The following is a 15,599-nucleotide window of genomic DNA, read 5'->3' as shown; positions in this document are numbered from 1 at the left end:
CGTGGAAGAGCTCGAGCGGCAGGCCGACCAGCGCCTTACTATCCCGCTCACCCATCACCCGTATCTTCTGTTGGAAACTGTGCGGACTTTGAGAACGACAGGTTTTGTTGGGATCGACAAAGCCATCGATCCGGTCAGTCCAATGCAGCATCAGCTTGGCGCGCGAGCCGATGAGTGCCAGCGGTCCGTGCCGCCTGTAAATCGCCCTTCTCCGACAGAATGGTTTCCACGGAGTGTCTTTCAGAAGCAGAATTCCTAGATCAGCCGGGTGATCGAATATCGCGGCCCTTCTCAGGCAGCACAGGTGTAACCATCAGCTGGCTGGACGAATAGATAAAATGAAATAACTCGAGCTCCCGCTCGTTCCGGGCGAACTGCATGATGTCAGCATCGAGTGTGGCAATTTTAATGTCCGCCCTGGCTCTCGAACTGACCAATCGAAAGGAACTGTCCGGGATTCGGGCCAACTTTCAGCCGCCCAATCAGCTGACCTCTGGGATGGGCGCTGGTTGCATGGGCGCGCTTATAGATCCGCGAATTCAACTGTCAATTGGCGTCCGAAATTGCATTTCGATTCTAACCGAGGACTATCGCGTCGCGCTGTTCGATCACGAAGCTAAAGCTTGTCACCAAGATTGGGCCACAATCATCGCGAACTTCAACTGCCATTCGATGCTGCGGCCTGCCTCTGCCCCATTCGCGGGCTATCTCCGAAAGCGCGGCGGTCGCCTCCTGCCGCGCAAACTCGATGTCCGGCAGCTCTACACCTTCGTCATCACGGATGAATTGGCTGCCGTCGCGGACATCAAAATAGTATCTCTTCATTGCAACCGGCTCACGAGGGACAATCGAACAACTCTTGCAGTTCCAGATGATCTGCCTGCTTCCATGAGGCTCTGCTGCATAGCCGAGCGCCAATCATTTTCTGCAGCGTGAAAGGCAGTCAGTATGTTGGCTTTAGATTAAGGCAAAGGCGAGCAGGCTAGAGCAAAGCAGCGCAATGCCAGCCGCAGTCAGTGTCAGGAGACTTCCCGAGATAAGGTCGTGATTGGGCATGCAACGCTCTCGATTACATCACAGAGTGAGAGCAGCACTCGCTGCCGTCGCCGCTTGCCGGCCAACGCATAGATTACTATTTGAATCGAGCGCACTATTCCTGCTGTTACTAATAACTAACCGCATTTTTCCGGCACTATCACCGGCCGCTCGCCGCCTTGCGGCGAAGAAGACGCAAACGACTATGGGACTGAGATACTTGAGCTGCTGCGTTTTTTAGGCAACCTAACCCTGGTTCTGAATGCCGGCCATTGCGCGCCAATTCCCTGAGCTTACCCGACTTCTCGATCAATCATCCGAGGTCTGCGATAGCGGTTCGTTCGCAAGTTTAATTAAGGGCGCGACGCGGCATCCACAGGGCGAAGCCAGTGGCTCGGCACGCAAACTTCGGCGATATCTATACCGTCTCCCGACGAGTGAAGTCGGATCACGTAGGTGAAGCCAGTAACGATTAGCGGCCGACTGTCGCTCGTCATCTCATGCTCCGTCGAAGCCACCGATGCCGTGATCGTCGGGTGGTCCGCCTAAGGGCGCTTCTCGCCCTTTTTCGGACCTCACGCGAGGTCTGGATTCGAGTCCGAACATGCGGATCAAAGCGTAAGTCCGCCAATCACTCTGGATTCATAAGTTCATATTTCTGATTCTGCGGCTTGGGATTTACGGGTTGAGAACGTTTGCCATCTCGTCGATGTGGGCGTCGATCCGGGTGAGGACCTGCTCAGGCACGACGTCGCGTTCTGGAAGAACCAACCACTTGTCTCGCACGGCCGCCGCAGTCTCGGCCACGGCTGTTATAACGGCCCCTTCGGGAAGACGGCTGCGGTTTGCGAAATTGCGCCAGCGCTCTGGAGTCAGCGCCTTGAACGACTTTTCGCCGGCGAGGCTAAGGGCTAGTCCGTCTTTCGGGATGTAGGGAATTGTTGAAAGCACGTCGTAGACGGGCGATAGCGTTGGCGTTCGGCCATCACCGGGATAGAGCAGCGACCAATTCTTGAGATGCATATCCCCGTTTCCGGTGATCGCGGTGAGCGCGAGGCGCCGAACAAATTCAATTGCTGAATCGAAGGAGACGCCGCTGGTCAACGCTGCGGCGATATTGTGATACGCTGCGCCAGTGTATTTCTCGGACGGATAGCGGCCGAAGACTTGCGCAAAGTCCTCCATATGCACACGCGCACCGTCAGCGCCGCGGTCGAAGCGGCGGACGAGCAGCACCTTGCCCGTGGACGTGGTGTTGAATTCTTCCGGAATGCCAGCGAACTCCAACTTGTCGACGAGTTCGCGGTCCGGCACTTCCATCCCGAGGGCTTCCGCCAAGGCCAGGATTGCGAATTCGTTTTCTGAGAGCCCGATGTGCGTGAGGGAAGGAAATTTCGCAATGTATTGCTCTTGCTCGTCGTCAACGGCAAGCGTGATCCTCCCTTCCTTTCCGGAATTTTTCATAACGGAAAGCTTCATTTGGACACCGGCAAGCGAGAAGCGCGCCTTCTTCTTACCCTCGTTCTCCGGATCGGCTGGAACGGGAATAGCGTCACTTGGTAGGGCGCGTACCGCCCCTGGCAGGTTGGTACCCAGCGCAGCCAACAGATCGAAGTCATTTCCGGGTCTTACTGACGCCGCGTGGTGTTTTTCCATCGCTTCGCGGAGTTTCTCTTCGGGCAGCAGGTTCGCAAAGAACGGCGGCAGCGCGCCGCGTATAGGTTTGGGATCCCGGCGGAGGCCGCCATCCGCTGAGCGAAGCGACAGGCTGAAGATTGGCGGGTCACTCATGCTCCGATAAGCGGGTAAAAGATTGAACGCGTTGTAGTCACCCGGCGTTCGGACGAGCGTGCCGACGGCAAGATCGTTCAATGAAATATCGAGGGATTGGATCCGTTCAGCCGCGAGGACAGCCCGATTCATGATCCTTCCTCCTCTTCGACGTCTGACGTGAAGGCGGGGCGATCATCATCTTCAGCGGCGGCCTGCAGCATCGACTGAATAGCCGGGACCATCGCCTGTGGAATCAACATCATCTCCATTCCAAGGGCCCGAGCGACATTGACGAGTGTCGTTGCGCGCGCAGCAGCGGCGCCCGTTTCAATGTCGCGATACCGGGGTCTGGTGATGTTCGCCCGAAGAGCGATCTGCTCCTGGGACAAACCAGCTGCCATACGCGCCTTTCGAAAATGCGAGCCGAGCTCTTTGAGCAGCGGGTTCGTGGGCATGTTACGTTCTCGGATCATTGTCGGCTTAAATGATCCGTAGACATATCAATATTCCACGTCAATAAGAAACGTAGCCAGATCTTCTGCTTCAAAATGATTCGTAAACGTATCTTTTGGTCGCAGATTGCGCCATTGTCAGCTTTTTTCATATAAAAATTGACTTTGTCAGAATCAAATGCAAAATATCCGACGAATGGAGGCTGTGATGACGGATGGACCGTTCAGAAATGCGGCGCTGAGCAACCGCTGGAAGCGGTACGGACAGGAATTGGTCAGCGACGCGGCGAGCGCGGACGAGCGCACGATGATGGCTTGCCACAGCATGATTGGCGACGTGGACATGAAGGCATTCATTCCCCTTTTCGCTGAACTCAAGGCGCATGCCGAGCATCGTCAAATGGACTTGGACCCCGTGACGTTGACCGAGACGATCTTCGAGAGCCATCCAAGGTCGCCTCTGACGGATTCCTTACAGAGGCATTTGATTGCTAACATGCGTGATCGAATACTTCCCGAGCAGGCACTCGATCAGGCGCTGAATAGCACCGCACGAGAATGGATCGGCATCACCAAGAACAGGCTCGACGAAGAGTGCATCCGCGCCCGCGACCTTGGCGACATGAGTAGCGAAGATTACCGCAAAGGCATCGAGCGGAACCGCAATGCCTTTGCCGCGATCAAGCCCGGCGAGCTGTGCGAGGCTCTGGCTACCGGCAACAAGCGCGCCTTTAGCGAATCGCTTCGCAAGAAAGCCGGCGTAGATGAGGGACCCGAAGAGTGAACACCAATCGGAAAAAAGCACGGACGTCCGACAAACGCCTATTGATCGTCGAGAAGGAGCAGAAGCCAGGCCGTCCACTCGCGAAGGGCACTGAGATTGCGGAGGTCGGTCGACATATTCGTTTTGATGCGGCAGCGCTGGATAGCTTCGACGTGAAGGGATGCGGGCCACTGCACTACGACATGCTGGTTCTCTGCGCCGCAGTCGAGTTCGCGGATCGGCGCTGGAAACGTCCCTTGGGTTGGCGGCGCACGTTGGACGTGACTGTTCCCGTCATTGATTTCGAGAGCTGGCAGAAGCCGGAGGTTAAGAAGAGCCTGCACGACGTTTTGAATCACCTGACCGGCGATATGTGGCGATTTACCTTCGTTCGGGCGAATAATCACTCGCCCATCGGATCTCGGCAGATATCTTTGGACTTCGGCAAGACCAAAACCTTCGCGATCGCTTACAGCGATGGTTTGGACTCCCGGGCCGTCTCGGCTCTCAGTGGCGACGAAAGCGAGGCGTTGTGCATTCGGGTCGCCGGCAATCACCAGCGCCGGAAGAATGGAGACAGTTACTTCACCCAAGTTCCGTTCAAGGTGAAGGGATATCGGGCCAACGAGAGCAGCTTCCGCTCGCGCGGATTTCAGTTTGCGGCTGTAACGGCGATTGCCGCTCAGCTCTCAGGCGTGTCTCGAATCGTGGTTCCGGAGAGCGGCCAGGGAGCGCTTGGGCCGGTGCTGTTGCCGCTGCACAACATCTATGCCGACTATCGCAATCATCCGACGCTCTTCCGAAATATGGAGCGATTCATCAAGGCTGTGCTGGGCCACAGCATCCGGTTTGAGCAGCCACGCCTGTGGTCGACGAAAGGCCAGACGTTGCGCGCTTTTCTGAATATTGACGGAAAGTCCAGACAAAATCTGACGAGTACCCATTCCTGTTGGCAAACCCGCCGTGTCGTTAATGTAGGCGGCAGGAAGCAGTGTGGTCTGTGCGCTGCCTGCCTTCTGAGACGTCTTAGCCTGCACGCCGCTGACATCAGCGAATCGCCCGGTGCGTATGTCGTGTCTGACCTTACCGCCTCTGACGCGCGCGAGGCTCTATCGGTTATACGCAGCAAGGCTGATCGAAACATTATGGTCGAGTACGGAAGCGTCGGTGCGCGCCACCTTCAGCATCTCGCGGATATGAGCGGCTTGCCCGATGACGACCTTCGCGTTCATGCCTCGCAAATCGCGGCCGCCTTAGGCAAAAGCTACGAGGAGACTCTGAATAGACTGAGGATGATGCTGGTAACGCACGCTGCGGAATGGCGCGCTTTTGTGTCAGCGCAAGGAGAACAAAGCTTTTTGAAGAGCTGGATGGATGGAGGGCGCTATGACCGATCTGAATGAGCTGAGCGCACAGGAAATCGGGCGCCGCCTGCGGATAGCACGGGAGACCGCGGAAATACGCCAGGATGACGCGGCCCAAGTCATCGGCGTGTCTCGCCCAACGCTGGTATCTATCGAGAAGGGCGTGCGCCGCGTGCGCGTCCAAGAACTCCAGATGCTCGCCCGACACTACGGCCTCTCGGTCAACGGGCTTCTTCGCCGAGAAGCAGTGCATACCGATCTGATGCCTCGCTTCCGTAAGTTGCGGGACACCGAAGACACGCACACCACCGAAGCTATTCAGCTACTTAACGATCTTATCAAGGCCGACGCTGAAATGGAAAATATTCTCGGCATTCACCGGCAACGAAAGTACCCCCCTGACCGTGGCATCAACGAGGGCGACGTTCTTGCCTTGGCCGAGAAACATGCCAAGGAATTGCGTGATTGGCTGGGTCTTGGCCCGGGACCGATTGCCGACATCTTCTCGGTCATCGAACTAGGTCTGGGCATCCGACTATATCAGCGCCGTCTCTCGTCCGGTTCGAAGGTTGCGGGTCTCTTCACCTATGATGAAAACGTCGGCGCCTGTATTTTTCTCAACGCTAACCATCCATTGCCGCGGCGCATCCAGTCAGCGGCGCATGAGCTCGGACACTTCTATGGCACGCGCCAAACTCCGGAAGTGCTCGAAGAGGATGAGAAATTCTTGTCACGCGATGAACGCTACGCCAACGCCTTTGGCCGCGCATTTCTAACGCCAGCCGAGAGCTTTTCAGAAAGCTTCCGGCGACTGAAGGAGATCACCGGAAAAACGACCCGGCGCCTGATTATTCTGCTCGCTCAGCAATATAACATATCGCGGCAAGCGTGCGGGCTCCGCCTTGAGGAGCTGGGTCTTGCCAAGAAGGGCACCTGGGCCTGGTTCGAAAACAACGGCGGCATCACCGATGAGCATGTCCGGGAAGTTCTCGGCGAATTGGCGGATCGCCGCGATCCAGCGAAGAGCGACGCCGACCGCCCCATCTCCAACCGTCTGAGCCTGATGGCACATGCTGCCTGGAAGCGCGACCTTTTGTCGGAAGGGCAACTGGCGGAGCTACTGAAGGTTGGCCGAGTGGAGCTTCGCGGCATTATCGACCAAATCGAGCTTGAGGAAAAAGAGACGGATGAGTTGCTCAAGCTTCCTGATTGACATCGCGGATCCACTAGTTCTGGACACAAGTGTTCTGATCAACCTACACGCTAGCAAGCATGGCGAGAGGATCCTAGCGGCCATCCCAAACGACATCCTCGTTCCGGAGATCGTGGCTGGAGAACTGGAGCACGAGACGGGTCGCAGGAATGGCGAGTACGGCTTTGTCCGCGCTCTCGTGGTGGGTGGAATCGTGACACTCGCCAGTCTGACCGAGGTCGAATACAAGATTTTCCACGAACTCACGTCCACCTCACCTTCGCTAGATGACGGCGAAGCCGCGACCATTGCTGTTGCTACGGCTAGACATCTACTGCCGATTATTGATGAACGACGGGGGCGCACCCGTGCCGGCATGCTCATGAGAGAGCGAGTGCCGGGTTGGTCGTTAGATCTTTTCCGTCATCCGACAATCACCGCTGTGCTTGGCGATCAATCTGCCATCGAAGCGCTGTATCTCGCTCTTCGCGATGGTCACATGCGAATTCCATCGGAGAGCGCAGACAGCATCATCGCTCTCATAGGTATGGAGCGTTCACGCGATTGCACCTGCCTGCCCCGGTATCGTGAGCGATTTGTCAATGCGCAATGTAAGGGCGCCGCTGCGTAATCTGCGGCATCGCGAATCTAGAGATCGACATTGCCGATGCGTGTCTAACCGCAGAGAGTTTTGCACAGGAACGACCACGAACCTGAAAGCGAGTAAAGGTTGCCGCACCGGAGCCGAGTGGGCAAGCCGACTGCTCGGCAAGCCATCCTCTGGAGCTAAACCGACGCCCGACGAGCTAGTGGGATCACGTTGGAGCCGCTCGCCACGTATCGGCCCCAAGCGTCCATCAACTGCCGCCGCTTCTTCATCCTTGTAGGGCGCGGCCTTATAATGGCGCTTCGACCATTTCGACTTCGGCAATAGCGGCTTCAAGGTCTTCCACATCGCGGGGTTCCTGCCGGACCGAAGCCCCCCTCGCCTCTGCGGTATCAAGCACGCGCTCAATCCGGCTCGCGATTCCCGGGCCGTGCGGTTGATCGTCATCCAGATGGGCGACAGAATCCCCAACACGTCGTTCACGGTGATGTTGGCAAGGTCCGTGCCTCGAATGGCCGACGGCGGAGATTTGCGCAATTAAGAGTGTCACCCCAGCAACAGGATTTTAGCGAATTACGTCTAGGCGGCGAGATATCGCCACCGCTTCGGCGCGGCTGCCCTTTCGTACCAACGGCTGGTCGATCAAATAGTGCTCATCGTCGGAGGCAGCGATTTTGTTCCGGCCGCAAAGCTGGCTCGGAGAGAGGGAATCGAAGTTATCATCGACCCGCTCGGCTAACGATTGCACGATCATCTATTTGAACAGACGGACGGAGTTCGAACACCCAGCGTAAGCCAATGCGCAGGGTATCTTCCGACATGGCAGAATCGGGCCGCCCCGCCATCGTCCAAGATGAGCTCGAAGCCGACATTGAGGAAGAGGATGCATAGGCGATGCCTCTCCGTTTTGCTTATATCTCTGCGTCGCAATTTCTAGGGATTTGTCGACCCACAAACGCCACATAGCGTTCCAGTCGGCCGCCCAATTCCCTATTAGCTGTGGCCGGGTCCATAGCTGGGGATCCATGCCAAATTGGCAATCGGAGCAACGGTGAACATTTTTCGCAAAAATTATATTGAGTGATCATTTTTCAGGATATAGGATTGAGATTCTATGTGCAGGGGTCTCTGCTAAGAAAATTCAGGGGACCAAGATCATTTTTCAGGAAACCCGTCTTGAACGCAGAATTTTCAGGGTCGGTGAGCGTTTTTCACGACCGGCGGCTCCCCGAGACGGCAGTTCCGGTAGGCTACGCCGCCCTGATCCACGCCTACACGCTGCCTGTCCCGGTTCCCAGGACGCTTTCGGCGATCGGCACCAAGCACCGGCTCATCGAACAGGACTGCTGGCGCATCTATACGCCACGCCATGCGCCTGAGGCCTCTCTTGAGGGACACCTGACCTTTGCCCTCAAGTACGAGGGCCTGGATCTCGCGGTTCTGAAGCGGCTCTTCCTCGCCGTCACGGAAGGAGACGTCGCACGGCTCGTACGGCACAAGCCGACCGGCCTCTACACGCGCCGCATCTGGTTCTTGTACGAGTGGCTGATCGGCCGCGAGCTGGAGCTGCCTGCCGCGGACAAGGTCTCGTATGTGGATGCTGTCGACACCGACATCCAGTTCGGAGGCGCGGGACAGAACTCGGCCCGGCATCGCGTCCGCAACAATCTTCCCGGCACGCCGGAATTTTGTCCGCTCGTCTTTAAGACCCCTGCCCTGAACGACTTCATCGCGCAGGACTGGAAGGAGCGCGCGCGCGCCGTCGTCAGCCAAGTACCGAAGGATCTGCTCGCCCGCACTGCCGCCTTCCTTCTGCTGAAGGATTCAAAGTCCAGCTATGTGATCGAAGGCGAAAGGCCGCCACAGGATCGTGTGCAGCGATGGGGCCGCGCCATTGGCGAAGCGGGCCGCGCCCCCCTAGACGAGCAGGAGTTTCTTCGCCTACAGAGCATCGTGATCGGGGACGAGCGTTTCGTGAAGCTCGGCTTCCGCAAGGATGGCGGCTTCGTCGGCGAGCACGACCGCGATACGCAGCGCCCCATTCCGGACCATATCAGCGCGCGCCATGAAGACATCGCTTCGCTCATGGCGGGGCTGATCGCGTTCGACCATAGCGCGGAGAACGATCTCGATCCCGTTATCGCAGCGGCCGTGCTCGCATTCGGTTTCGTGTATATCCACCCGTTCGAGGACGGCAACGGGCGCATTCATCGCTATCTGATGCATCATGTTCTCGCGCGGCGCGGCTTCAACCCCGCCGGCGTGCATTTTCCTGTGTCCTCGGCCATCCTCGATCGGATCGCCGAGTACAAGAGCGTGCTTGAGAGCTATTCGGGCAGGCTACTTCCCTGCATCCGGTGGGAGGGGACGCCAAGCGGCAACGTCAAGGTTCTCGACGATACGGCCGACTTCTACCGGTTTTTCGATGCAACTCCGCACGCCGAGTTTCTGTACGCTTGCGTGCGTCAGACGATCGAGCGCGATCTTCCGAACGAAACCAGCTTCCTTCTCAGCTTCGACATGTTCCGCGCCGGGATTGAGAACATAATCGACATGCCGGAGCGGACGCTGAACAATCTGTTCGGCTTCCTCAGGCAAAACCAGGGCAAGCTGTCGAAGCGCGCGAGAGAGAATGAATTCGCTGCGCTGACGCAGGACGAGATTTCGAAGATTGAACAACTATACGTAGAATCGTTTGGCCACTGACGGTACATCCGACAAGGCGTGTACCCTATGCAATAGGTCACCGGTCCCGAGGCTATTAATTTAGGATATAGGCTTGGCCAAAGAGCTGGGATCGATGCCCGCACGGTGCGCGAAGTCATTGATGATCCGCGCGGCTCAGGTACAGCTGCATGGTCGTCCGTGAAGAACCTGAACTTCAGTTCGGAACGAGCTGAAGTCGGAGGATGAGCTGGACGAGGATTTGGCGCAACAAGAGCTGCAGCCAGCGGAGGAGGCGCCGGAAGTTGTAGCCGGCGGCGGAGAGGACGGCATTGGTGGCATCTCCTTCGCGGTGCCAAAGATAGTTCCGGCCCATCCGATGTTCGGATTTGAGATGGCCGATGACCGGCTCGACGGCGGAGCGGCGGCGCAGCTCGCGTTTGATCTGCGGGATTACCCGCCGCTTTTGGCCTGACGTGAACACCCTGAACTTGTATTCGGGCGCGGCATTGTGGCCGCGGTAGCCCTTGTCAGCGAGGATGCGCTCGATGGTGTTGCCGACGAGTGCCTCCATGTCCGGGATCACGGTCTTGAGCGTATGGCCATCATAGGGGTTGCCGGGCAGCGCCTTCACATGGGCGACGAACTGGCCGCCTTTGGCGTGCGCCAGCGTGGTGGCAACGGAGACCTTGACCCCGAACTCGTACGGCCGGTGCGCCTTGCCCTTGCCGATGCACTCCACCTCCGGCGCGTGCAGCGAATAGACCTTTGGGCCACGTTGGTGCTGCTTCTGGTCAAGCACCCGTCGCGCCAGTATCAGCATACGGTCGAGAGCGATCTGATGGAGCAAGTCGACATTGCCTTCGAGCTTGCGACCAATGTCGCGGATGACGCGTCCGAGATAGGTTCTAAGCGTCCTCAAGGCTCGATTGGCGCGCTTGAACTGCTTGGCGTGGGCATAGCGCTGGTGCTTGATCAGCGCGAACTTGCCGATCCGCCCATAGGATTGACGCAGCTTGATGCCGGCTCCCTTTGCGAGCCGCACCAGGATCTCGCGGGCGCGGTTCAGAAGCCGCGCGTCGGTCGGGAACATCACGTTCTTGGGCTGCACCGTGGTGTCGACGATGACGCGATTGAGGTCACTTGGCTTGATCGCCTTGGTCTTGGTGGCAACCGAGAGGCTCTCCTGCAGCAGCGCCTGCAGCTTCTCCTCGCCCATGCGCTGGCGCCAGCGCGTCAGCGAGGAGCGGTCGAACACCAGGCGGTGCTGGAAGAACTCCTCGCCGCAGAAGAACTGGTAATAGGGGTTCTCCACCCAGCGCTCGCACAGCACTTCGTCGGACAGGTCGTAGGTGTGCTTGAGGATGGCCAATCCCGCCATCAGCCGCGTCGGCAGCGGCGGCCGGCCCGGCTTGTCCTCGTAGACCGCGCCGAACCGTTCCGCGAGGAACGACCAGTCGATCGTCCGCGAAAGCTTCACCAGCGCATGGTTCATGTCGATGATCGCGTCCAGCCGTGAGCGCAGGAGATCGGCCTGTCCGCTGTCCCGTCGTTCCTTCGGTCGCATCGTCCCCTCCGATGCGACCCACAGAATCACGACCCGCGATTCGAGGAAATCGCAAAGAATGAAATTGCAGGCTTTCCGGCCTTCAAACCCAAAAAGCTGGCAATCTCAAACCTCGCTCCGTTCCCAAAATCGACTCCCGCCCAATGGCTTGGCAGGTTCTTCACGGCCGACTGCATGACTTCCATTGCTTCGCTATAGGCCTCCATAGCCGGGGCGTGCTGAGGCATCACGTATCTGCAAAGGGATGCCACGGCGGCCCCGACAACCACGCAAAGATGGAGTACGCTCTCGACCGCTAGATCGTCATTCGGAAGTAGTATTGTATTCTTGATCCCGTTTTTGTCGTCCCAGTCACTGAAATCCAAATGTTGCCCGAGCGACAACATATTTGGATGCGCGCCCTTATCGATCGTGACGTTGTAGGCCTCTTTCAATACTTGCATAAGAGGAGCGTCAAGCTCCTTCAAAATGGTCAGTGCAGCCTTTGGGGTAAAGGCACTGATACAGGCAGCCCGATCAGTCTGCCTATTGACCCAAATGCGTTGCGTGAACGGCCGGTGTCGCATTATCAGTCCGTAGAGCGCGCTTTCTATGCAAGACCGAAGCACCGCGTACGACACGTGCACCTGGCCTCCCAAGCTCATCCTCACTGCCGCCAAGAACGCGCTATGTGCCTGCGAAAGAAGCAAGGGAGGAAGAGCCGGACCCGCTATAGGAATCTCCGGAATACCATCAAACGCTTTATTCAGCCGGTCCAAAATAACGACCAGCTGATCGCGAGCCCTAAGCGCTTCTAGCTCCTGCTCTCTCGCAGCAAGAAGAAAAGTTGCAATAGATTCAGTTACGAACGCAGCTTCTTGCTGTTGATCCATATGAACCCCGGTTGGCTTTGATGATTGTCAGCGCAGCAATCGGACGTCGAAAGCTGGCCCCAAAATCATATCAGAGTAAGTAGTAGTCGTCGTCCGCGCGGCCGAGCCCAACTGGCGAAGCCGGGTGCTCGGCATGCAGTAGGGAGCTAGCTAGACCGATTCCCGACGAGGAAGTGGGATCATGTTAGAACCGCTTGCGACATATCGCCCCCAAGCGTCCATTAACTGTCGCCGCTTCTTCAAGGCATTGCCACGCCGATAGGCTTGCTCCGTTTCATCGCCGACCTTATGGGCCAAGGCCATCTCCGCAATTTCGCGTTCGAAACGCGTTTCGTCACCCGCCCAATCCCGGAAGCTGGACCGGCAGCCGTGCGTCGTCATAGCCGGATAGACGGCCTTCAGCGCGTGGAGCACGGCATTCATGCCGAGCGGCTTCGTATGATCCTTTGACCATTGGCCCGCGAACACGTAGGCGTCGCGCGCGGCGTCCTTTGGAATGACCGCTTTCAAGATTGCAACAGCGCGGTCGCAGAGCGGCACTTCGAAATCTTTGCCTTCTGGATGATCTTCCGTCTTCATCCGCTCCGCCGGGATGGTCCAAAGCCGCTCCGCGAAGTTCACCTCGCGCATGCGCATCAGGCGAGCCTCGCCGGTCCGCACCGCCGTCAAGATGATATATTCAGCGGCGAGGTTGACCGCTGTGTCCGCCGCTTCGTGGTTGGCTCGCAACGTCTGCACGATGCCGGGGACGTCCTTGTAGGGCGCGGCTTTGTGATGGCGCTTTGATCGCTTCGACTTCGGCAAGAGCGGCTTTAAGGTCTTCCACATCGCCGGGTTCTTCCCGGACCGAAGTCCCCTCGCCTCTGCGGCATCAAGCACGCGCTCGATCCGGCTTCGCGTTTCTCGGGCCGTGCGGTTGATCGTCATCCAGATGGGCGACAAAATGCCCAGCACGTCGTTTACCGTGATGTTGGCAAGCTCCATGCCTCGAATGGGCTTGCACCGCACCTTCAGGTCGCGCGTCCAGTCGGCGAGCGTATTCTTGCCTTTGAAGCCGGCCTTGATCGATACCAGGAAGTCGTCCGCGAATTCTCCGAACTTCGTCGCTGCCAATATTTCGGCGCGCCGCTCCGCCACCAGGTCGTTGCCTTCGGCCAGTCTCTTGCGTGCGTCCGCAGCCTTGAGCCGGGCGTCGGCGAGCGAGATGCCGTCCTTGCCTTTGCCCTTGGCGGAACCCAGCCCCATCTCCCTGCGCTTGTTGGTGCCGCGCACGCGGTACAGGAAAATCCATTGGCGTCGCGCGTGCGCACCCGTCTCAATCGCGAGGTAGAGCCCACCCCCGTCGCTGTGACGGCCAGGCTCGCTGATTGTCTCCGCCGCCCGAGCCGAGAGCTTGTGCAACTGTCTTTTGGCCATGTCCGCCCCACTTATCCGCCCCACCATTGAACACGGATTGCAGCGGATTGCGGCGAACGTTCGTGAACGACGGCGGATTTTCAGCGATGCGATTATAGCAGAACTTACAACGGGTTAGAAGTCTCCAGCGGACGACCGGGAACGAGCGCGGAATTCCATCACGGACGCGGTGATGCCAGTCGCGCCTTACTTTTATCTGGGGCTCACTTCGTCTTCGTCTTCGCCGTCCCCGCCAGCCAGTCCAGCCCCTCGCCATAGAGCTTCTCGACCTCGGGTCCGATGAGGCCCGGCATGTCGCGCTTCACCTCGTAGCCGATCAGCTCCTGCATGTAGGCGAGATGGCGATAGCCCTCGGGGAGCGCGGCGAGCGCTTTCTGGTCGAGCTGAAGCGGCGCGGCGGGATCGACCGGGTCGATCCGGTCCTTCTCGTAGATCGGCTGGCGGCGAACGATGCCCCACCGGCCCTGCCGCTTCTCCAGGAAATCGTAGAAGCGGCCGGTACAGACGACGTCGCAGAGCACGTCGTGCGCCAAAGCCCGCTGCGAGATCGTCATCTTGGTCTGTGCGATGGCCCGCACGCCCGCGATGTCGATGCTGGTGCCGCCAAGGAAATGCAGGATGCGCACCCCCTTTGCGAAGCCCTCCTGGCTGACGCGCATGAAATCCCGCGCCGGCCCCTGAAACCAGGTGGCGGACATCCAGCCTTCTTCATGCCAGACCGTCGCAAAGCGCTCCCAGTCCCCGGCGTCGCGCCACACCGCCCAGTTCTCGACGAGGTCGCGGATGGCGAGGCGATCGAGCAGCTGCGGGTCCAACATGCGAAATCTCCTGGCGGATTGGAGCGGCGATAAATGTCATCGGCTCGAAATATCAACGAGGCAATTTAGCCGCCGTCAAGCAGCTCCGGGCTTCCCAGCCCGTCGAATTACCCACACCTGCGCGAACGCGATACGAGCAGCGAGCCTTGCAATCAACCAGACCGCGATTAGTATCCGCATCGATGCAGATGAAATTCCCCTTGCTGGCCGCCCTCCTCGGATTGCTGGGGGCCTTCTCCGCGCATGCGCAGGCTGAACCGCAGAGCGATAGCGTCAATGCCTGGAAGACGAGGCTGACGGCGCACATTGCCAGCAACAGGTTTTTTCCGGCTGAAGCATGGGGACAAACCGGAAAAGCCAAAGTCGCAATCATCATCGATCGGTCCGGCAGGTTGATCTCACGGACGCTGGCTGAGAGCGCCGGCTCGCGGCCACTCGACGATGCTGCGCTGGCGATCATCGCCCGCGCTCAACCGTTTCCGGCGCCGCCTTCGGAGCTGACAGAGAGCTCGTTCTCGTTCACGGTGCCGATCGTCTTCGAGGGTCGTCAATTCCAGGTACCGCCGTTCGGGGTCGTGCTGAGCAGGCCGGGTCCGGCCGCCATGGAGTCCGATCCCATGGCTGCGTGGCGCAAGACGGTCACAGAACATGTCTGGCGCCATAGGGCGTTTCCGCCGGGGGCGATGGGTCAGAAAGGCGATGCCGGCGTCACATTCGTGGTCGATCGTTCGGGCAAATTGATCTCAAACGCTTTGGTGGAAAGCACAGGTTTTGCGCCGCTAGATGCCGCGGCGCTCGCCATGGTCGAGCGATCCATTCCATTCCCGAAACCGCCCACTGAGGCGAAGGACGACCTGCAGAGAGTAACCGTCCTCATGACTTTTGATGGGACGCAGCCAAGCCTAGCGCCGTCGCCGGAACGAGAAAAATTGCTCCAATCCTGGATCGAGGACCAGGCCAAGCTGAATGCGAAATCCCCTGGGCCAGACGACAGCAAGCTAAATTCCATGCTTCGCAGCATCTGCCGCGGCTGCTGAGGCAGAGCAAAACAACTCTCCGCCACATACGAAAACGAC

General features: G+C 58.5%; 13 protein-coding genes. 7 read left to right on the top strand and 6 right to left on the bottom strand.

Going from position 1 to position 15,599, the window contains the following annotated elements; genetic code table 11:
* Nucleotides 1-378 precede the first annotated feature (378 nt).
* Nucleotides 379-936 (top strand): hypothetical protein, encoded by a 558-nt coding sequence (locus ACR9YP_RS09130; protein ID WP_474219438.1) that lies wholly within the window; start codon nt 379-381, stop codon nt 934-936.
* 777 nt (nt 937-1,713) lie between these two features.
* Here the strand turns inward: ACR9YP_RS09130 and ACR9YP_RS09125 are convergent.
* Both ACR9YP_RS09125 and ACR9YP_RS09120 read right to left on the bottom strand, forming a co-directional pair.
* On the bottom strand, nt 1,714-2,958 hold the full coding sequence (locus ACR9YP_RS09125; protein ID WP_474219437.1) for a type II toxin-antitoxin system HipA family toxin: 1,245 nt from the start codon (nt 2,956-2,958) through the stop codon (nt 1,714-1,716).
* Nucleotides 2,955-3,263: a helix-turn-helix domain-containing protein gene (locus tag ACR9YP_RS09120; RefSeq protein ID WP_474219436.1), complete on the bottom strand. Its 309-nt coding sequence runs from the start codon at nt 3,261-3,263 to the stop codon at nt 2,955-2,957. Before ACR9YP_RS09120 ends, ACR9YP_RS09125 begins: the two co-directional genes overlap by 4 nt.
* Nucleotides 3,264-3,468: 205 nt before the next feature.
* On the opposite strand from ACR9YP_RS09120, the gene ACR9YP_RS09115 reads away from it, so the two are divergent.
* The 5 genes from ACR9YP_RS09115 to ACR9YP_RS09095 all read left to right on the top strand — a co-directional run bounded on the left by ACR9YP_RS09115 (nt 3,469) and on the right by ACR9YP_RS09095 (nt 9,892).
* Entirely contained in the window at nt 3,469-4,044 is a 576-nt protein-coding gene (locus ACR9YP_RS09115; RefSeq protein WP_474219434.1) for a hypothetical protein, read from the top strand.
* Complete coding sequence (locus tag ACR9YP_RS09110) at nt 4,041-5,426, top strand: 7-cyano-7-deazaguanine synthase (RefSeq protein ID WP_474219433.1); 1,386 nt, start codon at nt 4,041-4,043, stop codon at nt 5,424-5,426. Before ACR9YP_RS09115 ends, ACR9YP_RS09110 begins: the two co-directional genes overlap by 4 nt.
* Nucleotides 5,410-6,600 carry an ImmA/IrrE family metallo-endopeptidase gene (locus ACR9YP_RS09105; protein WP_474219431.1) on the top strand — a complete coding sequence of 397 codons (1,191 nt, stop codon included), beginning with the start codon at nt 5,410-5,412 and terminating at the stop codon, nt 6,598-6,600. Before ACR9YP_RS09110 ends, ACR9YP_RS09105 begins: the two co-directional genes overlap by 17 nt.
* Nucleotides 6,575-7,210: a PIN domain-containing protein gene (locus tag ACR9YP_RS09100; RefSeq protein ID WP_474219430.1), complete on the top strand. Its 636-nt coding sequence runs from the start codon at nt 6,575-6,577 to the stop codon at nt 7,208-7,210. The genes ACR9YP_RS09105 and ACR9YP_RS09100 overlap by 26 nt, the downstream gene beginning before the upstream one ends.
* A 1,152-nt stretch (nt 7,211-8,362) precedes the next feature.
* The gene (locus ACR9YP_RS09095; protein WP_474219429.1) at nt 8,363-9,892 is read left to right on the top strand and encodes a Fic family protein; all 1,530 of its coding nucleotides are present in this window, start codon (nt 8,363-8,365) and stop codon (nt 9,890-9,892) included.
* 175 nt (nt 9,893-10,067) lie between these two features.
* Here ACR9YP_RS09095 and ACR9YP_RS09090 read toward each other — a convergent pair whose 3' ends face one another.
* The 4 genes from ACR9YP_RS09090 to ACR9YP_RS09075 all read right to left on the bottom strand — a co-directional run bounded on the left by ACR9YP_RS09090 (nt 10,068) and on the right by ACR9YP_RS09075 (nt 14,520).
* The gene (locus tag ACR9YP_RS09090) at nt 10,068-11,417 is read right to left on the bottom strand and encodes an IS5 family transposase (protein WP_474219428.1); all 1,350 of its coding nucleotides are present in this window, start codon (nt 11,415-11,417) and stop codon (nt 10,068-10,070) included.
* A gap of 26 nt (nt 11,418-11,443) precedes the next feature.
* The gene (locus tag ACR9YP_RS09085; protein WP_474219427.1) at nt 11,444-12,289 is read right to left on the bottom strand and encodes a hypothetical protein; all 846 of its coding nucleotides are present in this window, start codon (nt 12,287-12,289) and stop codon (nt 11,444-11,446) included.
* Between the two features lie 150 nt (nt 12,290-12,439).
* Nucleotides 12,440-13,705 (bottom strand): tyrosine-type recombinase/integrase, encoded by a 1,266-nt coding sequence (locus ACR9YP_RS09080; RefSeq protein ID WP_474219426.1) that lies wholly within the window; start codon nt 13,703-13,705, stop codon nt 12,440-12,442.
* 203 nt (nt 13,706-13,908) lie between these two features.
* Entirely contained in the window at nt 13,909-14,520 is a 612-nt protein-coding gene (locus ACR9YP_RS09075) for a nuclear transport factor 2 family protein (RefSeq protein WP_438110417.1), read from the bottom strand.
* A 185-nt stretch (nt 14,521-14,705) separates the two neighbouring features.
* On the opposite strand from ACR9YP_RS09075, the gene ACR9YP_RS09070 reads away from it, so the two are divergent.
* Nucleotides 14,706-15,560 (top strand): energy transducer TonB family protein, encoded by an 855-nt coding sequence (locus ACR9YP_RS09070; protein ID WP_438103080.1) that lies wholly within the window; start codon nt 14,706-14,708, stop codon nt 15,558-15,560.
* Nucleotides 15,561-15,599: the final 39 nt, after the last annotated feature.

The sequence above is a fragment of the Bradyrhizobium sp. BR14999 genome, assembly GCF_056106085.1.
The sequence above is the reverse complement of the archived record's forward strand: the minus strand, read 5'-3'. Positions and strand labels throughout refer to the sequence as shown.